Annotated in this window: 20 protein-coding genes; 12 read left to right on the forward strand and 8 right to left on the reverse strand. The window is 73.6% G+C overall.

Features of this window, described 5'->3' with window-relative positions:
* Window positions 1-85: 85 nt before the first annotated feature.
* The 3 genes from ESG85_RS06955 to ESG85_RS06965 all read right to left on the reverse strand — a co-directional run bounded on the left by ESG85_RS06955 (window position 86) and on the right by ESG85_RS06965 (window position 3,398).
* Window positions 86-1,165, reverse strand: coding sequence for a threonine aldolase family protein (locus ESG85_RS06955; RefSeq protein WP_181018983.1), 1,080 nt, complete (start codon window positions 1,163-1,165; stop codon window positions 86-88).
* Complete coding sequence (locus ESG85_RS06960) at window positions 1,162-1,917, reverse strand: SDR family oxidoreductase (RefSeq protein ID WP_128977170.1); 756 nt, start codon at window positions 1,915-1,917, stop codon at window positions 1,162-1,164. The genes ESG85_RS06955 and ESG85_RS06960 overlap by 4 nt, the downstream gene beginning before the upstream one ends.
* Before the next feature lie 74 nt (window positions 1,918-1,991).
* The gene (locus ESG85_RS06965) at window positions 1,992-3,398 is read right to left on the reverse strand and encodes a DUF6421 family protein (RefSeq protein ID WP_128977153.1); all 1,407 of its coding nucleotides are present in this window, start codon (window positions 3,396-3,398) and stop codon (window positions 1,992-1,994) included.
* Between the two features lie 257 nt (window positions 3,399-3,655).
* On the opposite strand from ESG85_RS06965, the gene ESG85_RS06970 reads away from it, so the two are divergent.
* On the forward strand, window positions 3,656-4,339 hold the full coding sequence (locus ESG85_RS06970) for a glycerophosphodiester phosphodiesterase (RefSeq protein ID WP_128977154.1): 684 nt from the start codon (window positions 3,656-3,658) through the stop codon (window positions 4,337-4,339).
* Between the two features lie 185 nt (window positions 4,340-4,524).
* Here ESG85_RS06970 and ESG85_RS06980 read toward each other — a convergent pair whose 3' ends face one another.
* Window positions 4,525-5,076: a GNAT family N-acetyltransferase gene (locus ESG85_RS06980; RefSeq protein WP_128977155.1), complete on the reverse strand. Its 552-nt coding sequence runs from the start codon at window positions 5,074-5,076 to the stop codon at window positions 4,525-4,527.
* Between the two features lie 172 nt (window positions 5,077-5,248).
* On the opposite strand from ESG85_RS06980, the gene ESG85_RS06985 reads away from it, so the two are divergent.
* The 4 genes from ESG85_RS06985 to ESG85_RS07000 all read left to right on the forward strand — a co-directional run bounded on the left by ESG85_RS06985 (window position 5,249) and on the right by ESG85_RS07000 (window position 8,505).
* Entirely contained in the window at window positions 5,249-5,827 is a 579-nt protein-coding gene (locus ESG85_RS06985; RefSeq protein WP_128977156.1) for a DUF5134 domain-containing protein, read from the forward strand.
* Between the two features lie 91 nt (window positions 5,828-5,918).
* The gene (locus tag ESG85_RS06990; RefSeq protein WP_128977157.1) at window positions 5,919-6,857 is read left to right on the forward strand and encodes a M56 family metallopeptidase; all 939 of its coding nucleotides are present in this window, start codon (window positions 5,919-5,921) and stop codon (window positions 6,855-6,857) included.
* Between the two features lie 91 nt (window positions 6,858-6,948).
* Entirely contained in the window at window positions 6,949-7,623 is a 675-nt protein-coding gene (locus tag ESG85_RS06995; protein WP_128977158.1) for a phosphatase PAP2 family protein, read from the forward strand.
* A gap of 129 nt (window positions 7,624-7,752) precedes the next feature.
* Complete coding sequence (locus ESG85_RS07000) at window positions 7,753-8,505, forward strand: TetR/AcrR family transcriptional regulator (protein WP_128977159.1); 753 nt, start codon at window positions 7,753-7,755, stop codon at window positions 8,503-8,505.
* Here the strand turns inward: ESG85_RS07000 and ESG85_RS07005 are convergent.
* Window positions 8,481-9,992 carry an LVIVD repeat-containing protein gene (locus tag ESG85_RS07005; RefSeq protein WP_128977160.1) on the reverse strand — a complete coding sequence of 504 codons (1,512 nt, stop codon included), beginning with the start codon at window positions 9,990-9,992 and terminating at the stop codon, window positions 8,481-8,483. The genes ESG85_RS07000 and ESG85_RS07005 overlap by 25 nt on opposite strands.
* 264 nt (window positions 9,993-10,256) lie before the next feature.
* Here ESG85_RS07005 and ESG85_RS07010 point away from each other — a divergent pair, with 264 nt between their 5' ends.
* Window positions 10,257-10,925, forward strand: coding sequence for a DUF305 domain-containing protein (locus ESG85_RS07010; protein ID WP_128977161.1), 669 nt, complete (start codon window positions 10,257-10,259; stop codon window positions 10,923-10,925).
* 97 nt (window positions 10,926-11,022) lie between these two features.
* Here the strand turns inward: ESG85_RS07010 and ESG85_RS07015 are convergent, their stop codons facing one another.
* A complete protein-coding gene (locus tag ESG85_RS07015; protein WP_246094856.1) occupies window positions 11,023-11,373 on the reverse strand; it encodes an ArsR/SmtB family transcription factor in 351 nt (116 codons plus the stop codon).
* A 139-nt stretch (window positions 11,374-11,512) separates the two neighbouring features.
* Here ESG85_RS07015 and ESG85_RS07020 point away from each other — a divergent pair, with 139 nt between their 5' ends.
* From ESG85_RS07020 to ESG85_RS07040, 5 genes are all read left to right on the forward strand, one after another.
* Entirely contained in the window at window positions 11,513-12,595 is a 1,083-nt protein-coding gene (locus ESG85_RS07020; protein ID WP_128977163.1) for an NADH:flavin oxidoreductase/NADH oxidase, read from the forward strand.
* A gap of 130 nt (window positions 12,596-12,725) precedes the next feature.
* Complete coding sequence (locus ESG85_RS07025) at window positions 12,726-13,811, forward strand: WD40/YVTN/BNR-like repeat-containing protein (protein WP_128977164.1); 1,086 nt, start codon at window positions 12,726-12,728, stop codon at window positions 13,809-13,811.
* A 176-nt stretch (window positions 13,812-13,987) separates the two neighbouring features.
* Window positions 13,988-14,665, forward strand: a complete 678-nt coding sequence (locus ESG85_RS07030; protein WP_128977165.1) for a uracil-DNA glycosylase — start codon at window positions 13,988-13,990, stop codon at window positions 14,663-14,665.
* Window positions 14,662-15,657 carry a BadF/BadG/BcrA/BcrD ATPase family protein gene (locus ESG85_RS07035; RefSeq protein WP_246094857.1) on the forward strand — a complete coding sequence of 332 codons (996 nt, stop codon included), beginning with the start codon at window positions 14,662-14,664 and terminating at the stop codon, window positions 15,655-15,657. The genes ESG85_RS07030 and ESG85_RS07035 overlap by 4 nt, the downstream gene beginning before the upstream one ends.
* A 98-nt stretch (window positions 15,658-15,755) precedes the next feature.
* Window positions 15,756-16,673: a sirohydrochlorin chelatase gene (locus ESG85_RS07040; RefSeq protein WP_128977166.1), complete on the forward strand. Its 918-nt coding sequence runs from the start codon at window positions 15,756-15,758 to the stop codon at window positions 16,671-16,673.
* 194 nt (window positions 16,674-16,867) lie between these two features.
* Here ESG85_RS07040 and ESG85_RS07045 read toward each other — a convergent pair whose 3' ends face one another.
* Both ESG85_RS07045 and ESG85_RS07050 read right to left on the reverse strand, forming a co-directional pair.
* Window positions 16,868-17,875, reverse strand: coding sequence for a lactonase family protein (locus ESG85_RS07045; RefSeq protein WP_246094859.1), 1,008 nt, complete (start codon window positions 17,873-17,875; stop codon window positions 16,868-16,870).
* A gap of 247 nt (window positions 17,876-18,122) precedes the next feature.
* Window positions 18,123-19,667, reverse strand: a complete 1,545-nt coding sequence (locus tag ESG85_RS07050; RefSeq protein ID WP_246094858.1) for an FUSC family protein — start codon at window positions 19,665-19,667, stop codon at window positions 18,123-18,125.
* A gap of 248 nt (window positions 19,668-19,915) precedes the next feature.
* On the opposite strand from ESG85_RS07050, the gene ESG85_RS07055 reads away from it, so the two are divergent.
* The gene (locus ESG85_RS07055; RefSeq protein WP_128977168.1) at window positions 19,916-20,392 is read left to right on the forward strand and encodes an Lrp/AsnC family transcriptional regulator; all 477 of its coding nucleotides are present in this window, start codon (window positions 19,916-19,918) and stop codon (window positions 20,390-20,392) included.
* Window positions 20,393-20,471: the final 79 nt, after the last annotated feature.

The raw sequence follows: 20,471 nt of genomic DNA on the forward strand, positions 1-20,471 counted from the left end.
ACACCTACAATCACCACCGCGGACACACCGCGCTGAAGGGCAAACCACCCGCCAGCCGCGTCCCCAACCTCACAGGGCAGTACAGCTAGCGCGCCATCTCTTCCTTCAGCGCCTGGAGGAAGGCGTCCACGTCGTCCTCCGTGGTGTCGAAGGAGCACATCCAGCGCACGTCGCCGGCCGCCTCGTCCCAGAAGTAGAAGCGGAAGCGTTCCTGCAGCCGCCTGCTGACCTCGTGCGGGAGCCGCGCGAAGACCGCGTTCGCCTGGACCGGGTAGAGGATCTCCACCCCGTCCACACCGCGCACGCCGTCGGCGAGGCGCTGGGCCATGGCATTGGCGTGCCGGGCGTTGCGCAGCCACAGGTCCCGGCTGAGCAGGGCCTCCAGCTGGACCGACACGAAGCGCATCTTCGAGGCCAGCTGCATGGACAGCTTGCGCAGGTGCTTCATGTGGCTGACCGCGTCCGGGTTGAGGACGACCACGGCCTCGCCGAAGAGCATGCCGTTCTTCGTCCCGCCGTACGAGATGACGTCGACGCCCACCGCGTTGGTGAACGCCCGCATCGGGACGTCGAGCGAGGCGGCCGCGTTGGCTATCCGGGCGCCGTCGAGGTGCACCTTCATGCCCTTGGAGTGGGCGTGCTCCACGATGGCCCGGATCTCCTCCACCGTGTACACGGTGCCGAGCTCGGTGTTCTGGGTGATCGAGACGACCTGCGGCATCGCCCGGTGCTCGTCCTCCCAGCCCCAGGCCTGCCGGTCGATCAGCTCGGGGGTGAGCTTGCCGTCCGGGGTGGGCACGGTGAGCAGCTTCAGGCCGCCCATCCGCTCGGGCGCGCCGCCCTCGTCCACGTTGATGTGCGCGGACTCGGCGCAGATCACGGCGCCCCAGCGGTCGGTCAGGGCCTGGAGGGCGGTCACGTTGGCCCCGGTCCCGTTGAAGACCGGGAACGCCTCGGCCATGGGGCCGAAGTGGCTGTGCATGACGCGCTGCAGGTGGTCGGTGTACTGGTCCTCGCCGTAGGCGACCTGGTGGCCGCCGTTGGCGAGGGCGATGGCCGCGAGGACCTCCGGGTGGACTCCGGCGTAGTTGTCGCTGGCGAAGCCGCGGACCGACGGGTCGTGGTGACGACGGGCGTCGGTCCTGGAGCCCAGGGCCGCGGTCAGGGCTTGGGGGTCAGCCACAGGCGCTGTCCATTCACTTCCTCGGCGGGCCGGTCCCACAGTCCGGCGATGGCGTCGGCCAGGTCCTTGACGTCGGTGAAGCCCGCGAACTTCGCATTGGGGCGCTCCGCGCGCATCGCGTCGTGCACCAGTGCCTTGATCACCAGGATGGCAGCCGCCGCCTGCGGGCCTTCCTCGCCCCCCGCCTTGCGGAACGAGTCCGCCATGGCGAGGGTCCATGCCTCGGCGGCGGCCTTGCCCGCGTTGTACGCGGCGTTGTTGGCCACCGGCTTGTGGGCGCCGACCTGGCTGATCAGGGCGTACCGGCCGCGGCCGCCGCTGCGCAGCAGACCGTCATGGAAGGCGATGGAGGTGTGCTGCACCGTGCGGATCAGCAGCTTCTCCAGGAAGTCCCAGTCCTTGGGGTCGGCCTCGGCGAAGGAGGGCGCGCCGCGCCAGCCTCCGACGAGGTGCACCAGGCCGTCGATCCGGCCGAACTCCTTCTCGGTCTTCTCGGCCCACTCGCGGGTGGCGGCCAGGTCGAGGAGATCGACGGTGTCACCGGTGACCGTGGCGCCGCCGTGCGCGTAGCGGGCGGCGTCGACGGCCTCGACGAGCCGCGCCGGGTCGGCGTCGGAGGCGACCACGGTCGCGCCCGCCTCGGCGAGGCGGAGCAGGGTCGCCCGGCCGGCCGGACCGGCCGCGCCCGCGACCGCGATGACGGCTCCGTCCAGCGTTCCGCCGTTACCGATCATGGTCTTCGCCTCCTGCTCGCTCGTCTCTGCCGCTCCGTCCGGCGCGGCGTCACCGGTGCCCTGTGCCGTGTCGGTCACGCGGCGGCCCGCTCGGTACGGGCGGCGGTCGCGGGGGTGATGCCCTTGGCGGAGGCGATCACGCCCTTGAGCTTCTTGGCCAGGGCCTCATAGAACATGCTGAGCGGAAACTCGTCCGGAAGCACGTCGTCCACGAGCTTGCGCGGCGGCTGCGTGAGGTCGAGGGCGTCGGGGCCCTTGGCCCAGGTGGAGCCCGGGTGCGGAGCGAGGTAGGTGGAGACCAGCTCGTACGCCTTGAACCAGTGGACGAGCTTGGGGCGGTCGATGCCGTCGCGGTACAGCTGCTCGATCTCGCCGCAGAGCTGGTTGGTGACCTCGGGGGCGCGGTCCCAGTCGATCTTCAGCTTGTTGTCGGTCCAGCGCACCACGTCGTGCTTGTGCAGGTACGCGAAGAGCAGCTGGCCGCCGAGACCGTCGTAGTTGCGGTTGCGGTCACCGGAGACCGGGAAGCGGAACATGCGGTCGAAGAGCACCGCGTACTGCACGTCACGGCCGTGCGAGTTGCCCTCGGCCTCCAGCTTCACGGCCTCCTTGAAGGCGGTGAGGTCGCAGCGCAGCTCCTCCAGGCCGTACATCCAGAACGGCTGACGCTGCTTGATCATGAAGGGGTCGAACGGCAGGTCGCCGTGGCTGTGGGTGCGGTCGTGGACCATGTCCCACAGGACGAAGGCCTTCTCGCAGCGCTCCTGGTCCTCGACCATGGCGGCGATGTCCTCGGGCAGCTCGATGCCCAGGATGTCGACGGAAGCCTCGGTGACCTTGCGGAAGCGCGCGGCCTCGCGGTCGCAGAAGATGCCGCCCCAGGTGAAGCGCTCGGGGGCCTCGCGGACGGCGATGGTCTCCGGGAAGAGGACGGCCGAGTGGGTGTCGTAGCCGGCCGTGAAGTCCTCGAAGGTGATGCCGCAGAACAGCGGGTTGTCGTAGCGGGTGGCCTCCAGCTCGGCGAGCCACTCCGGCCACACCATGCGCAGCACGACCGCTTCGAGGTTGCGGTTCGGGTTGCCGTTCTGGGTGTACATCGGGAAGACGACGAGGTGCTGGAGCCCGTCACGGCGGTCGGCCGCCGGGTGGAAGGCCATCAGCGCGTCGAGGAAGTCCGGGACCTCGAAGCCGCCCTTGGCCCACTTGCGCAGGTCGGCGACGAGCGCGCGGTGGTAGTCGGCGTCGTGCGGGAGCAGCGGGGAGAGCTGCTCGACCGCGGCGACGACGCGCTCGACGGTCCGCTCGGCGTGGTCACGGCTCGGGGCGCCCTCGGCCGCGAAGTCGATCGAGCCGTCGGCGCTCTGCCAGGGGCGGAGCTCCTCCACGGCATTCTTGAGCTCGGGCCACGAGGGGTGGTCGATCACCGGGGTGTCGGCGGCTATTCCCCCACCGGTCATGTCCTGCACAAGAATTTCCGTCATTCCTCTTCCTCCACAGGAGAACCTTGCGTACCGACACGGTAGCTCCGTACGGATCACTCCCACAAGAGGGGGAGGGGAAATTCTCCTGCGAAACCCCGGGTTACGCAGTGAATCTTCCTGTCCAGTGCGGGGAAGGGCCGAGAAATGCGGGGTTCCGCGCGTCCGCTTCCCGTTTCGTCCCCAACGGTTAGGCTGCGCCAGGAGCCGACCGGCGCCCGGCGCGACCGGGGCCGGACTTCGACGGAAGCGAGAAGATCTTGAGTTTCCTCACCATCGGTCACCGCGGGGTCATGGGTGTCGCGCCCGAGAACACGCTGCGCTCCTTCGTCCTCGCCGAGCGGGCCGGCATGGACGCCATCGAACTCGACCTCCACCTCAGCAAGGACGGCGCGCTCGTCGTCATGCACGACGCCGACGTCGACCGCACCACGGACGGCGCCGGTCCGATCGCCGGCAAGACGCTCACGGAGCTGAGGGAACTCGACGCGGGCGACGGGGAGCGCGTCCCCGTCTTCGAGGAGGTCCTGGCCGCGGTACGGGCCCCGCTCCAGGCCGAGATCAAGGACGTCGCCGCGGCCCGCGCGCTCGCCGCGGTGCTCAACGAGCGTGATCTGACCGGGCGCGTGGAGGTGCTGTCCTTCCACGACGAGGCGCTCGCGGAGATCCGTGGCCTCGTGCCGGGAGTCCGGACCGCGCTGGTCGCGGACCGGCGGCAGGACGACGTGGTGGAGCGGGCGCTCGCGGTGGGCGCGGGGGCGCTCGTCCTGAACGTACGGCACCTCACGCTGCACACCGTCGAACGGGCGCACACGGCCGGCCTGAAGGTCGTCGGCTGGGTGGTGAACACCCAGGACGACCTGCGGCTGGCGCGCGCCCTGCGTCTCGACGGGGCGACCACCGACCGCCCGGAGATCCGCCGCACGGGCCGCTTCACGGCCTGAGGGGCAGGCGAGGCCGGAGGGGCCTGTGACCCGAGGGGTCTGTGACCTGAGGGGTCTGGGGCCGCCTGCGGGGCCTGGGGGGCCTGGGGGGCCTGGGGGGCCCGGGGGGCCCGGGGGGCCTGGGGGCCCGGGGCCTCAGAGGCGCGGGGCCTCAGAGGGGCGGGGCGGGCGGAGGTGCTCCGCTGTCAGACGAGCTCTTTCACCAGGAGCTCGAACCGCAGGTCATCGCGCTGCGGCACGCCGAAGCGCTCGTCGCCGTACGGGAACGGCGTCATCCGGCCCGTACGGCGGTAGCCGCGACGCTCGTACCAGGCGATCAGCTCCTCGCGCACCGAGATCACCGTCATGTGCATCTCGCGCACGTCCCACAGCTCCCGCACCCGGCGCTCGGCCTCGGCGATGACCTGCCGGCCGAGACCGGCGCCCTGGAGCTCGGGGCGGACCGCGAACATGCCGAAGTAGGCGGCCTCGCCGCGGTGTTCCAGCTGGCAGCAGGCGATGATCGCGCCGTCCCGCTCGACAACCAGCAGCCGGCTGCCGGGCGTGGTGATGACCGCGGCGACGCCCTCGGCGTCCGTGCGCTGCCCTTCGAGGATGTCCGCCTCGGTGGTCCAGCCGGCCCGGCTGGAGTCGCCCCGGTACGCGGACTCGACGAGCGGCACGAGCACCGGGACGTCGTCCAGGGATGCCTCCCGGTACGTGATCGGGCCGGAGGTCCGGGGCGCGGCGGTGTCCATGGTGTGGGTCTCCCCTCGGGCGCTGGTGATCGGCGTGCGCGATCGCCCACGAGCCTAACGCGCTCCCCGCACTCCCCCCTCGTACACCCGTGCGCGTCCCGGCGCCCGCGTGGGTGCACGGACGGACGGGCATGCCCTCCGGGTCGGGACCGCGAGGAGGGGGGTGTTCGGCGTGCACGGGCCGGCTCTGTCCGGATGGTTGCTCGTCGCGCTGTGCGCGGCGAGCGGGTCGTACTGCCTGCTGCGCATGCGCGGAGACACGGGTGCGGAGCGCCGGGCGGCCGGCGGCGAGGCCGTGATGGGCTTCGGGATGGCCGCGATGGCGCTGCCCGCCGCGGTGCTCAGCCCACCGGAGTGGAGCTGGGCGCTGTACGCGGGAGTGTTCGGGATCGCGGCGCTGTACGCGCTCGGATGCGCGGTGCGGCACGGCGGGCACCATGTGCACCACCTGGTCGGCTCGCTGGCGATGGTCTACATGGCGGTGGCGATGGCCGCCGCGCCCGGAGGGCACGGAGAACACGGAGGGCACGCCGGTGTGGCCGCCGGCGGCGGCATACCCGTGCTGACCGGGGTGCTGCTCGCCTACTACGGGGTGTACGTGCTGCGTTCGGGCGCGCGGCTGGTGCCGGCGGCCGTACCCGCGGGAACCGCGGCGCGGGCCACCGCCGCCGTGGCGGTCGCGGCCGAGCTGACGCTGGTGTGCCGGCTGTCCATGGCGCTCGCGATGCTGGCGATGCTCCTCACACTCTGAGGGGCCCGTGGGGTGGGATCAAACCGTGGCGTGTGTCACTTGATCCGCGCGGGCATACCCCGGTCCGGTGGCACGCTCATAGGCTGACGCCATGTTGGTCTCCCTCGCGCTGCTCGCGCTCGGCGTCCTGACCGCAGTGGCCGCCCCGCGCCTTCTGGCGCGGGCCGACTGGGCGGAGCGGGAACCCGTCGTGGCGCTGTGGGTCTGGCAGTGCGTCGTGGCCGCGGTGCTGCTGAGCTTCGCGCTGTCGATGACGTTCAGCGCGGCGGCGGCCTGGCAGGCGGTGCGCGGACAGGTCTTCGCCCCCGCGCCGCGCGCGGTGATCGACGCGTACGAGCTGGGCACGCACGGCCCGTGGTCGGCCGCGCTCGCCGTGGCGCTCGCGGCCGGCGGGCTGTGGACCGGGGCGATGCTGGGCCGGGAGATCGGTCGCGCACGGGCCCGGCGCAGGCGCCGTCGCTGCGAACTCCTCGTGCGCGCGCCGTTGTTGCCCGGGGAGAAGCCCTCGGGCAGCTCGCGCCTGGTGGTGCTGGAGGGCGAGCGCCCGGACGCGTGGTGGCTGCCCGGCGGCGCTCCGCGCCTGGTCGTCACGACGGCCGCGCTGCGCCGGCTGAAGGGCCGCCAGCTGGACGCCCTGCTCGCGCACGAGCAGGGGCACGCCCGGGCGCGGCACGACTGGCTGCTGCACTGCTCGGCGGCGCTCGCGGGCGGGTTCCCGGGCGTGCCGGTGTTCGCGGCCTTCCGGGGCGAGATGCACCGGCTGGTGGAGCTGGCGGCGGACGACGTGGCCTCGCGCCGCTTCGGGCGGCTCACGGTGGCGCTCGCGCTGGTCGAACTCAACGAGGACCGCGGGGTGTTCGGCCCGGGCCCGGCACCGGACGCGGCCCTCCCGCAACGGGTGAACCGGCTGCTCGGCGCCGCTCCGCGGCTGACCGCGGCCCGCCGGCTGCGGTTGACGGCCGCGGCGGCGCTGGTCCCGGTGGTCCCGGTCCTGGTGGCGTTCGTCCCCGCGCTGACCGCGCTCCCGTAGGGCCGCCCGCCGGCGGATGCGGCCGGACAGGCCGTGCCGACACCAAGCCCCTGACGCACGGCGGCGAGACGCGGTCGGGCAGGATCGGCCCATGCGCATCTCCGCCGTGGTGTCCGGGGCACTCGCCGTGCTGCTGCTCGTGCTGGTGGCCGCGGGATGGCCGCCGCTGCTGTCGTTCGACCGGGACGTGGCGGAGGCGCTGCACCGCAGCGCGGTCGCCGAGCCCGGCGTGACCCGGCTGAACCGGATCCTGAGCGACTGGGTCTGGGACCCGGCCACCTGGCGCGCGCTCGTCACCGTCGCCGTCGTGGTTCTGTGGTGGCGCCGTGAACGCCTGCTGGCGCTGTGGGTGGCCGCCACCGTGCTGACCGCCTGGGGCGTGCAGCAGGGCCTGAAGGCGCTGACGGGCCGGGACCGGCCCGGCTGGCCCGACCCCGTGGACTCGGCGCCCTTCGCGTCCTTCCCGTCCGGCCACGCCATGACGGCGGCGGTCGGGTGCGGGCTGCTGCTCTGGGTGCTCGCGCTGCACTGGCGTGAGGGATGGCGAGGCTGGGGCATGCTCACCGGGCTGGCCGTGGTGTCGGTGCTCGGGGTCGGCTGGACCCGGGTCTACCTGGGCGTCCACTGGCCCTCGGACGTCCTGGCCGGCTGGCTGCTGGGCTGGTGCTGCGTGGCCGTGGCGATCGTCACGTACCGGCGGATGGCCACCCGGACGACGTCGGCCGACAGAAAGGACCCCGGAGGCAGAATGGGAGAGACGACATGAAGCCGCCTGTTCTGGACGATCCCCCGCGTCGCCCAGAACAGACGGCCGATCCCGCCCACGGCCACGAGGGCGCGACGGCAGGACGCGCTGAGTATATTGGCTGGAAGCCAGTCAACGCAGGAGTCCAGGATGTCCCCGCGTAGCGCATCGGTCAATGAAGAGCTCCGGCGGCGTTCCCGCGAGCGGATCCTGGCGGCCACCGTGGAGCTGGTCTCCGAGCGCGGCTACGAGGCCACGACCCTCGGGGACATCGCCCAGCGGGCCGGTTCGGCGCGCGGGCTGGTCTCGTACTACTTCCCCGGCAAGCGCCAGCTGCTCCAGTCCGCGGTGCACCGGCTGATGCACCGCACGCTGGAGGCGGCGCTGGAGCGCGAGCCGCGCACGGAGGACGGCCGGGAGCGGCTCGCCCGTGCGATCGACGCGATCCTCGGCCTCGCCGAGGAGCGGCCGGTCCTCATGCGGACCCACATGGCGGGCATCCTGCAGGCCGAGGGCTTCGTGCAGTGCCCGGAGCAGCAGCGGCTCGCCGCGCTGCTGCGCGACACGGTGGTCCGCTATGGCTCCGCCGACGTGGACGCGGACTATCCGCTGCTGCGGGCGCTGCTCATGGGCGCGGTGTTCGCGCAGCTGCTGCCGGGGGCGGCGATGCCGCGGGCCCGGCTGCGGGCCGAGCTGTTCCTGCGGTACGGGCTGGACTGGGAGCAGGGCGTGCCGCCGGACGGAGGTCCGCCCGACGGCACGCCGGTGCTGTCCGCGACGTCACGGGACCGTGCGGTCCTGCCGGACCGGCTGCCGCGTCAGTCGTCGGATCCGCCGTCCGGACGGTCGTCCGGTCGGTCGTCCGATCGGTCGTCAGGTCAGTCGTCGAAGTCCTCGAAGTAGTCCGGCTGGGTCTGGACGTTGAGCTCGTCCATCCGGATCCGCTTCGCCTTGTCGGTGCGCTTGTCGCTGAGCTTCAGCACGTCGAAGCCCTTGACCAGGTCGTTCGAGTAGATGAAGCCGTTGTAGTAGTAGGCGGACCAGGAACCGCCGCCGACGAGCGTGGTGTCGGAGATCGGGCCGCGCTCGAAGTACGCGATCTCCTTCGGCCGGCTGGAGTCGGTGAAGTCCCAGACGGAGACGCCGCCCTGGTACCAGGCCTGGACCATGATGTCCTTGCCCTTGACCGGGATCAGCGAGCCGTTGTGGGCGACACAGTTCTCGGTGTCGGCCTGGTGGCGCGGGATCTTGAAGTAGCTGCGGAAGACCAGCTTGCGCCGGTCGCCCTTGCCCTTGATGTCGTAGATGCCGTCCGCGCCGCGGTGGGGTCCGACGGCCGCGTTGCAGGTGGCCGCGCCGCCGCCGCCCAGCTCGTCGGTGAAGACGACCTTGTCGGCCTTCTGGTTGAAGGTCGCGGAGTGCCAGAAGGCGAAGTTGACGTTGTCCTGGACCCGGTCGATCACTCGGGGCTGTTCCGGGTTCCTGATGTCGAAGAGGATGCCGTCGCCCATGCAGGCGCCGGCGGCCAGGTCCTTGCCCGGGAGCACGGTGATGTCGTGGCAGCCGGTGGTCTTGGAGACGCCCGGATTGGTGGGCCCGCCGGGGTTGCCTCCGCCGTCCGGGCCGTCACCGGGGAAGAGCACCGGGAAGCCGACGACTCTGGCCAGCTCGGGCGCCTTGCGCGGCACCTTGATGACCGAGATGCCGTCGTGCGGAGGCCGGCAGTCCGGGAAGGCGGCGTTGGGCGAGTACGAGGAGACGTAGACGTACACGTCCTTGCGCTGGGGCACGAGGGTGTGGGTGTGGGAGCCGCAGGCGGTCTCGACGGCGGCGACGTACTTCGGGTTGGCGACGTCGCTGATGTCGAAGATCTTCATGCCCTCCCAGGATTCCTTCACCGAGGCCGGCTGCGGCGTGCTCGCGCAGGAGTCGTCGCTCCGGGAGGAGTCGGTGGAGAGGAAGAGCAGGTCGCCCGAGACGGAGACGTCGTTCTGGGAGCCCGGGCAGAGCACCTGGGTGACGGTCTTCGGGTGGGCGGGGTCGCTGATGTCGAAGATCCGGAAGCCGTCGTAGTTGCCGGCGAAGGCGTACTTGCCCTGGAAGGCGAGGTCGGAGTTGGTGCCCTTGAGGGCGTCCTTGGGGATGTTGACGAGGTGCTCGATGTTGGCGCTGTGGACGATCTCGTCCACGCCGGGTATCTCACCGCTCGCGATGGCGGCGCGGGCGTCGGCCGCCCGCTCCGCCGTGACCTTGTTCCCGAGGGGCGCGTCGCCCGGGTCGGGGGTGGCGGCCGCGGGTCCTGCGGCGAGCAGACCGATCAGCAGGCCCGCCGCGGCGGTTGCCGCACCGAGGCCTCTGATCCGTGCACGCGGGGTACTCGTGGTACGCACGAAGTCACTCAGTCCTCTCTGAATTCGTTCGGAGCCGAACGACGGATGGACCCCGGCAGTATGTTCCTTAGCGTGGACATCTCAACAGATGGCGACGGGGAAGTGTCGGTCCCGCGGCCGACCGCCGCTGTCGGCAGGGTGATGGACGGTGTCCCCGTGATGACTGATGCGCTTGAGTTGCCCGTGCTCACCGCCTGACCGACCGACTGAACGCCTGACTGACTGACCGACTGACTGACTGCCGTCGTGCCTGTGGAGGTCGCGTTGCCGAACCGCCGTGCCACCCGTGCTGCCGTCGCCGTACTGCTGTCCGCCGCCGTCGCGCTCGCCCTCGGCGCCTGCGAGTCCGGGCCCGGATCCGGAGGGGCCGCGTCGGCTCCGCCGGCCGGGAGTCCGGGCGGCAGTCCGGGGATCGTCGCTCCGGGACGGCCGGGCGAGCCCGCGAAGCGGGTGTCACCGGAGGAGGCGGCCCGGCTGATGCCGGACGAGCGCCCCAACAGCGCGGATTTCGCCTACGTGCAGATGATGATCACGCACCACCGTCAGGCCCTCACGATGACCGCGCTCGCGCCGCGGCGCGCCCGGTCCGACAAGGTGCGCAAGGTCGCGGAGCGGATCCAAGCGGCCCAGGCGCCGGAGATCGGCGCGATGGAGGGCTGGCTGAAGACCAACGGCGGGGCCCGGCCGCAGACCGGCCACGACCACCACACCATGCCGGGCATGGCCACGGAAGCCCAGCTCGCGCAGTTGGAGGCGGCGAAGGGAGAGGCCTTCGACACCCTGTTCCTCCGCCTGATGATCGCCCATCACGAGGGTGCCGTGACGATGGCGGCGGACGTCCTGAGCCAGGGCAACAACGTGCTGGTGGAGGAGATGGCCAACGACGTGATCGCCCAGCAGACGGCGGAGATCGACCGGATGCGGTCGATGTAGCGCGCGGGGCCGGCCGGACAGGCTCTGGGGCGCGCGTCGAAAGTCCCGCCTGCCCGGCCTGCCCTTCGGGCAGACGACGCTCCTTGCGAAACGCGCCCTAGTCGCCCAGGCGTTCGGTCTGGGCCTCGGCTGCCGTGAGGACGGCGTCGAGGAGGCCGGGGAAGAGGGCGTCGAGGTCGTCGCGGCGGAGGGTGTTGAGCTTGGTGGTGCCCCGGTAGAGCTGGCGGATCACGCCGCTCTCGCGCAGGACCCGGAAGTGGTGGGTGCTCGTCGACTTGGTGACCGGGAGCGCGAAGTGCGAGCAGGAGAACTCGGCGCCCTCGCCGCGGGCCATGTCCCGCACGATCCTGAGCCGTACGGCGTCGGACAGGGCGTGCAGCACGGGCTCGAGGCGGATGTCCTCGCGCTCGGGGTGCTCCAGGATCCGGGGGTTGGTCGCGGTCGTCACGGCTGCGGCTCCACGGCTCTGGGGGAAGGGGAGCTCCATTGTACGAGACTCTTCGTAGTTTGACAGGTGCCGTACTACGATGAGTATCGTACGACCGTCGCCCCGAGGCGGCACCCGTCACGCCGAAACGGAGTCCGTCATGAGCCCCGCCCTCTTCGAGCCCCTCACCCTGCGGTCCGTCACCGCCCCCAACCGGGTCTGGATGCCCCCGATGTGCCAGTACTCGGCGGAGCCGACGGGCCCGGGCGCGGGCGCCGCGGGCGACTGGCACCTCGCGCACTACGCCTCCCGCGCCACCGCCGGCGCCGGACTGATCCTGCTGGAGGCGACCGCGATCGCCCCCGAGGGCCGGATCAGCCCCTTCGACCTCGGCATCTGGGACGACGCGCAGATCCCCGGCCTGCGCCGGATCACCGACCTGCTGACCGCCCAGGGCACCGTCCCGGGCATCCAGCTCGGGCACGCCGGGCGCAAGGCCGCCACCGCGCCGCCGTGGCAGGGCGGCGCACCGCTCGCCGCGGACGAGGGCGGCTGGCAGCCGGTCGGCCCGAGCCCGGTCGCGTACGACGAGCGGCATCCGGTGCCGGCCGAGCTGACCGTCGCGCGGATCCACGAGGTCACGGAGCAGTTCGCGGACGCGGCGCGGCGGGCGCTGGCCGCCGGGTTCAAGGTCGTCGAGGTGCACGGCGCCCACGGCTATCTGATCCACCAGTTCCTCTCCCCGTTCAGCAACCGGCGCACCGACGCCTACGGCGGTTCCTTCGAGAACCGCGCCCGCTTCGCGCTGGAGGTCGTCGACGCCGTGCGCGCCGTCTGGCCCGAGGAGCTGCCGCTGTTCTTCCGCGTCTCCGCCACCGACTGGCTGGAGGAGGAGGGCTGGACCGCGGACGAGACCGTCCGCCTCGCCGCCCTGCTGCGCGAGCACGGCGTGGACCTGCTCGACGTGTCCACCGGTGGCAACGGCGGTCCGGCCCGGATCCCGGTCGCCCCCGGCTACCAGGTGCCGTTCGCCGCCCGGATCAAGGAGGAGACAGGGCTCGCCGTCGCCGCCGTCGGCCTGATCACGGAGAGCGGGCAGGCCGACAAGATCGTCGCGAACGGCGAGGCGGACGCCGTCCTGCTCGGACGGCAGCTGCTGCGCGACGCCTCCTGGCCGTACCGCGCGGCGCGCGAGCTGGGCGCCGAGATCGCCGTCCCGCCGCAGTACGCCCGGGCGTTCTGAGCCCGCTCGTCTGCGGCCGAGCCGTACAACACGCCTCTGACCAGGGGCGGAGCGGCCTCCGGGGGCCGTTGTCAGTGGTGGGGTGCAGACTGGCCCCTATCCGCGACAACGGCGTCCTGGAGGTGTCGGCATGACCGACGTGCTACTGACCGTGGGCACCCGCAAGGGGCTCTTCATCGGCCGCGGGCGAGACGGCCGATGGGAGTTCGACGCCCCTCACTTCAACGCGCAGGCGATCTACTCGATCGGTATCGACACCCGCCGCGCGGTGCCCAGAATCCTGGTCGGCGGGGACAGCTCCCACTGGGGGCCCTCCGTCTTCCACTCCGACGACCTGGGCGCCGGCTGGACCGAGCCACCCAGGCCGGCGGTGAAGTTCCCGAAGGACACCGGGGCTTCGCTGGAGCGGGTCTGGCAACTGCACCCCGCGCCCGCCCACTCCCCCGACGTCGTCTACGCGGGCACGGAGCCGGCCGCGCTCTTCAGATCCACCGACGGCGGGGAGTCCTTCGAGCTGGTACGGCCACTGTGGGAGCACCCCACCCGGGACCGGTGGGTTCCGGGCGGTGGCGGCGAGGCCGTGCACACCGTCGTCACCGACCGGCGCGACCCGGACGCCGTGACCGTGGCGGTGTCGACCGCCGGCGTCTTCCGCTCCCGTGACGGAGGCGCGAGCTGGGCGCCGTCGAACGACGGCGTGTCGGCGGTGTTCCTGCCGGACCCCGCCCCGGAGTTCGGGCAGTGCGTTCACAAGATCGCCCAGGACGCCGGGGACCTGGACCGGCTCTACCTCCAGAACCACTGGGGGGTGTTCCGCAGCGACGACGGCGGCGGACGCTGGACCGACATCGGCGAGGGCCTGCCCTCCGACTTCGGCTTCGCCGTCGCCGCCCACCCGCACCGGCCCGACACCGCCTACGTCTTCCCGATCAACGCCGACTCCGACCGCGTCCCGGCCGGACGCCGCTGCCGGGTCTACCGGACCAGCGACGCGGGCGGGACCTGGGAGCCGCTGACCAAGGGCCTGCCCGAGGGCGACCACTACGGGACGGTCCTGCGCGACGCCCTGTGCACCGACGACGGCGACCCGGCGGGCGTCTACTTCGGCAACCGCAACGGCGAGGTGTACGCGAGCGCGGACGACGGGGACAGCTGGCAGCTGCTCGCCGAGCACCTGCCGGACGTGCTGTGCGTACGGGCGGCGGTGATCGGCTGAGCGAGCGACGCCCGCGAGCGGCAGGTCCGCCGGCCGGTCCGCCGGCCCGTCCGGTCGGTCACCCCGCCCCGTACCGCTCCCGCACGGCCCCGTACGGCCCGCGGGCGTGCGGGGGCGACGGGGGGCCGGCTCGGCCGGCACGGGGCGTTGTCGGTGTGCGCCAGTAGAGTGACGGCGTGGCAGCACGACCGTTGAACGAAATCGTCGAGGCCGGGTGGGCGCACGCGCTCGCGCCGGTGGCCGAACGCATCGCCGCGATGGGCGACTTCCTCCGGCAGGAGATCGCCTCCGGGCGGACCTACCTGCCCTCGGGGGCGAACGTCCTGAGGGCGTTCCAGCAGCCCTTCGACGAGGTGCGGGTCCTCATCGTCGGCCAGGACCCTTATCCGACGCCCGGCCATGCCGTGGGCCTGAGCTTCTCCGTGGCACCGGAGGTGCACCCACTGCCGCCGAGCCTGGAGAACATCTTCCGGGAGATGCACACCGACCTGGGTCTGCCCCGGCCGTCCAACGGCGACCTCACGCCGTGGACCCGGCAGGGCGTCCTGCTGCTCAACAGGGCGCTCACCACGGCACCGAGGCGGCCCGGAGCGCACCGCGACAAGGGCTGGGAGGCGGTCACCGAGCAGGCCATCCGGGCCCTCGCGGCGCGCGGCAAGCCGCTCGTCTCGGTGCTGTGGGGCCGGGACGCCCGCAATCTGCGCCCGCTGCTCGGCGACCTGCCGGCCATCGAGTCCTCGCACCCCTCGCCGATGTCCGCCGACCGCGGCTTCTTCGGCTCGCGGCCGTTCAGCCGCACCAACGAACTGCTGCTCCGCCAGGGCGCCGAGCCGGTGGACTGGCAGCTGCCGTGACGACCGCCCCGGAGCGCGCGTTCGTCGTCGGGGTGGATTCCGGCGGCTCGGGACTGCGGGTCGCGCTCGCGCGACCGGGGCGGGGTCCGGCCGGGGAGGTCCGGATCGTGGAGACGGTCTCCTCCCCCGAGCCGGTGCCCACCGGCTCGGGCGGCATCGACGCCGGTCACCTGCTCGGCCGGCTGCTGCCGGCCGTGGACGCGATGACGGAACGGGCCGGCGGCGGGGCGGTCCTCGCGGTCGCCGTCGGGGCGGCCGGGATGGCGACGCTGGGCGACCGGCTGCGGGCCGAGCTGCCCGGGGCGTTCGACCGGGCCTGGGGCGTGCGGCGGTTCGCGCTCGCGGCGGACGCCGTCACCGCGTACGCGGGGGCGCTCGGGCAGCGTCCGGGCGCGGTCGTCGCCGGTGGCACCGGCCTGATCGCGATCGGCACCGACCTGTCCGGCTGGCGCCGGGCGGACGGCTGGGGCCATCTGCTGGGCGACTGCGGCAGCGGGGCCTGGATCGGGCGGGCCGGTCTGGAGGCGGCGATGCGGGCGTACGACGGACGGCGGGGCGGCTCGGCCGCGCTGCTCGCCCGCGCCGAGGAACGCTTCGGTCCGGCGGCGGGGCTGCCGGGCGCGCTGTATCCGCGTACCGACCGGCCGGCCGTACTCGCCTCGTTCGCGCCGGAGGTGGCCGCCTGCGCGGCCGCCGGGGACGCGGTCGCGGTGGGCGTCCTGGAGCATGCCGCCGCGCACATCGCGGAGGCGGCCACGGCCGTCGTTCCCTCCGGTCCGGGCGCCGAAGTGGCCCTGACGGGCGGACTGTTCCGGATGGGCGAGCCTCTGCTCGGGCCGCTGCGCGCGGAGTTCGGGGCGCTGCTGCCGGACGTCCGCGACGTGCCCGCGGCGGGCGAACCGCTGACCGGGGCGGTGACGATCGCGGCCGCGCTCGCGGACGGCTCGCTGCGTCTGCCGGAGGATCCCCGGCTGTTGCACATCACCAGGTAAGCAACCCTCCCCGACCACTTCGGACATAGCGGGGCAGAAGTCGCTCAGTCGCACCTCAGCGCACCGGGCGGCGTGCGAAACCAGTAGCATGCGGCGCCATGAGCTCCCCCACTGGGCCCACTCCCGGCCTGCCTGTACGAAGCCCGCGCCCGCGCCAGTCCGGGCGGCACCGCCGTCCTGAACCCGTGGCGGCGCCCGAGGGCGCTCCCACCCTGGTTCTCGCCGTTCCCGGCGCGCCGTCGGCCGCCATACGCTCGCTGGCCGAGGAGGTCGTGAGCATCGCCCGCTCGGAGCTGCCCGGCATCGAGGCCGAGATCGGCTACCTGGACGGCGACGACGCCGAGTACCCCGGCCTCGCCGCGGTGCTGACGCGCGTGGACGCGCTGCGCGCCGAGCGCTACGAGATCGCCGTGGCGGCCGGCCGCGAGGTCGCCGCCCCCGAGGGCCCCGCCGCGGTCGTGGTGCCGCTGCTCGCGGGCCCCGACAGCGCGCTGACCCGGCGGATCCGCCAGGCCGTGATGGACGCCGGCAACACCGCCGAGCTGACCGACGTGCTCGGCCCGCACCCGCTGCTCGCCGAGGCGCTGCACGTGCGGCTCTCCGAGGCCGGTCTGGCCCGCGCCGACCGCGCCCGGCTGTTCACGGTCGCCACGGCGGCCGACGGCATCATCCTGGCCACCGTGGGCGGCGAGGAGGCCGTGCAGGCCGCCGGCATCACCGGCATGCTGCTCGCGGCCCGCCTCGCGGTGCCCGTGATGGCCGCCGCGCTGGACCAGGAGGGTTCGATCGCGTCGATCGCCGAGCAGCTGCGCGGCGCCGGTTCGGAGCAGCTCGCGCTCGCCCCGTACCTGATCGGCCCGGAGCTGGCCGAGGGCCTGCTCGACGCGGCCGCGAAGGAGGCCGGTTGCGCGGCGGCCGAGGCGCTGGGCGCGTACCCGGCGATCGGCCGGCTGGTGCTCTCGCAGTACATGTCGGCGCTGGGCATCGCCCCGCAGCCGGGCGCGCCGGCCCGCTGAGGCGAGCGGCCGCACCAACTGACGCACGACCGTGACGGGAAGGGCCCGCACCGGAGCGCTCCGGTGCGGGCCCTTCCCGTTGCGCACGGGGCCCGCAGGCCCGTGCGCCCCGCGCCGAGCCCCGCAGTCCCGGTGGGGCCCCGCGCTGAGCCCCGGGGCCCCGTGGAGCCCGTCCCCGCGGGTGGCCGGCCGGATCAGCCGAAGACGACGCAGGAGGCGGCGGGGGCCGGGACGGAGCCCGCGCGCCCGGGCAGGCCGGTGTCCGGGTCCACGGTGAACCAGGTGACGTCGCCGGAACGCTCGTTCGCCGCGTACAGGTGCCTTCCGGAGGGGGCGAGGGTCAGGTCGCGGGGCCAGCGGCCGCCGCAGGGCACCGAGGCGACGAGGCGGGCGGTGTCGCCGGCCGCGTCGAGCGCGAGGACGGCGAGGGTGTCGTCGCCGCGCACGGCGGCCCACAGGAAGCGTCCGTCGGGAGCGGCGACCACCTCGGACGGGTAGCTCGGGCCGGCGGCGCCCTCGGGGACGACACGGGTCTCGCCGAGCGGTGTGAGCACGCCCGCCTCGCCGTCCCAGCGGCAGACGGTGAGGGTCGGCTCCAGCTCGTTCAGCACGTACGCGTGGGTGCCGGCCGGGTGGAAGGCGAGGTGGCGCGGGCCGGTGCCGGGCCGCAGCGCGGTCGTGCCGTGGGGGCGCAGTGCGCCCGTGGCGGGGTCGAGTGCGCTGATCGTGACGGCGTCCGTGCCGAGGTCGACGGCCAGCACCCAGCGGCCGCCGGGATCGGTCAGGACCTGGTGGGCGTGCGGGCCCTCCTGCCGGTCGGCGACCGGTCCCGAGCCCTCGTGCCGCAGCTGCCCGGCAACGGGGCCGAGGGTGCCGTCGGCGGCGCGGGGCAGGGCGCTGACGCTGCCCGAGGTGTAGTTCGCGGTGAGCACGTGCCCGGTGGCGACGGAGAGGTGGGTGGGTCCCGACGCGTCGACGGGGACGGGCGCGGCGAGCGGCCGGGGCCGGGGGCCGCTGACGTCGAAGACCGCGGCGGCGCCGTCCTCGGTCTCGGAGACCGCGTAGAGCAGGTTTCCGTCGAGGGCGAGGAACGACGGGTCGGCGACGGCGTCGCTCGATCCGGTGAGGGTGAGCGCGCCGCTCCCGGGGTCCGCGTCAGCCGCGAGCACGCCGTGTCCGCCCGCCGAGGTGAACGACCCGATGAACGCGCGCGTACGGCGCGGACCGCCCGCCTGGGCCGTCTGGGCCCCCTGGGCCGCCTGGAGCGTCTCGCCCGTCTGATCCGCCTGACCCGCCCGTGTGTCGCGCACGGCGCCTCCCCTGCCGTCGGGGCCGGTCACGGCAGACCGGCCGTCTCCGGGTCGACGTTAGCAGGAGGTCTAGACCAAAGGGGGGATGCGCGGCATGCCGTCACCCGGCCGCACTCCCGGCGGCGGGGGCGGGAGTGCGTCAGGCCGCGGGGACGAGCGGGGAGCTCGGAGCCGTGCGCAGCGGGGTCGCCAGCGCGGTGAGGGCGTGCTCCAGCGTGTGGAGGTGACCGAGGGCGGCCTCCGCGCCGGGGTGGTGGGCCGGGAGCGCGGCCGCGGCGGCGTCGGCGGCGCGCACCGGGGCGGTCGGCGGGACCAGGGCGTGCACGGCGTCCTCGACGCGCCAGGCGGCGGCCGCCAGGCGGGCGTCGTGCGAGGCGTCGGGGTCGGCCGCGACGGCGGCGAGGCCCCGGCTCGCCCGGGCGCAGTCGTCGAGCAGCTCCAGGACGTGGCGGGCGCGGGCCTTGCGGGCGCGCAGCGGGCTGAGCGGGTGGACGAGCGGCGCCAGGGTGAGCCGCACCCGGGCGAGCAGCAGGTCGAGCTCGGCAGCGTGGGCAGCCGGGTCGGCGTGCGGGTCACCGGCCAGCCGGCGGGCCGCCGCGGTGGTGCAGGCGTGCACGCAGGTCACGGCCCGCTGGATCCAGGCGTTGGTGGCCGCGTGGGTGGTGACGGGCAGCAGGGCCACGCCGACGGCCGCGCCGAGCGCGCCGACGGCGGTCTCCTCGAACCGGAGCAGCAGCAGCCCCGGGTGCAGGACGCCCAGCAGGCCGTACAGGAGACCCGCCATGACGGTCACGAAGAACATCATCCAGCTGTACGAGAGCGGAGCGGTGTAGAAGATCCCGAAGACGCAGACGGCCACGAGGGCGGCCGTGGGGGCCGGGGCGCCGCCGAGCGGCAGGGCGACGAGCAGTCCGGCGGCGATGCCGGTGACGGTGCCGACGACCCGGCGGAAGCCGCGGACGAGGGTCTCGCCGCGCGAGGCGGTGTTGACGAAGATCCACCAGGCGGTGCCGACGGCCCAGTACCAGCGCTCCTGGGACAGGATCTGGCCCGCCGCGAGGGCGACGGCGCAGGCCGCGGTGGCCTGGAAGGCCTGCCGGGTGGTGGGCCGGTCGAGGCCGGTGCCGGGCAGCGGCGCCGGCGCCGCGGGCGGCGGCACGCGCCGCTCGACGCACCAGAGGACGAAGCGGACCGCGCCGACCACGCCGAGGGCGAGCAGCACGGCGCCGAAGAGTTCCGGCAGCTGTGCGGGCACCGCGTGCAGGAACTGGGTCACGAAGAACTGCATGAAGGCGAAGATGCCGAGGGCGTGCCCGCGCGGGCCCCAGCGCCGCGCGTACACGCCGGCGAAGACCACCAGGAGCCAGGCGAGATCGCGCGGCAGCGGGGCGCCGTGCAGCAGGGTGGCCAGCGCGAGGACCGGGAAGCCGGCGAGCGGCAGCAGTGCGGTCGTGACCGCCTGGCGGCGCACGGTCGGGTCGGCGACCGTGAACATGGCGAGGAGCGCGGCCAGACCGGCGGTGATGGACGCGGTGAGCGAGAGGCCGGCCAGTTCGGCGGCGGCGACGGAGAGGCCGACGGCGAGCACGGCGCGGCTCGAGACCCGCAGCCGGACCTTGCCGGGATCGGGCGCCACGCACATCGTGCGCAGCAGCCGTCCGAGGAGAACCAGACCCTTCTTCATGACGGACGTTCCGCCCCCGCTTCCGAACACACACCCTCTTCACGCACACGCAGGTACACATGACGAAGGCGCCGCGGGTCCGGAACCCGGCCACCCTGCCGGTCCGGCGCGTGCGCGGCGCCATTGTTCGTCCAACTCGTGTAAGAGGAAAGCATTCGTCCGCCCACTGGCTCAACCGGCAGGCCGGAGACTGTGCCATTGGTACAGTCGGGGACGGGAAACCTCGGCCAGAAGGAGGCCAACGGACCATGACGGTGGACGAGCTCGACACCCGCATCCTGCGGCTCCTCATCGAGCAGCCGCGCACCAGCGTCCGCGAGTACGCCCGGATCCTCGGCGTGGCGCGCGGCACGGTGCAGGCCCGGATCGACCGGCTGGAGCGGGACGGAGTGATCACGGCCACGGGCCCGGTGCTCTCGCCCGCGGCGCTCGGGCACCCGGTGCTGGCGTTCGTGCACATCGAGGTGACGCAGGGACATCTGGACGAGGTCGGCGACGCACTCGCGAGCGTGCCGGAGATCGTGGAGGCCTTCTCCATCACCGGCGGCGGGGACCTGCTGACGCGGGTGGTGGCCCGGGACGCCGGTCATCTGGAGGACGTGATCCAGCGGCTGATCCAGCTGCCCGGGGTGGTCCGCACCCGCACCGAGATCGCCCTGCGCGAGCGGGTGCCCCACCGGCTGCTCCCGCTGGTCGAGGCGGTGGGCCGGAGGGGCGGTACCTGACGGCGCGGGGCGGGTCCCGGCCGTGGCGGGGTCCCGGGCCTGGCGCGGGCCCGGACCGTGGCGGGCTCCCGGCCCGGCG

The organism is Streptomyces roseicoloratus (genome assembly GCF_004117935.1).
Taxonomy (GTDB): Bacteria; Actinomycetota; Actinomycetes; order Streptomycetales; family Streptomycetaceae; genus Streptomyces; species Streptomyces roseicoloratus.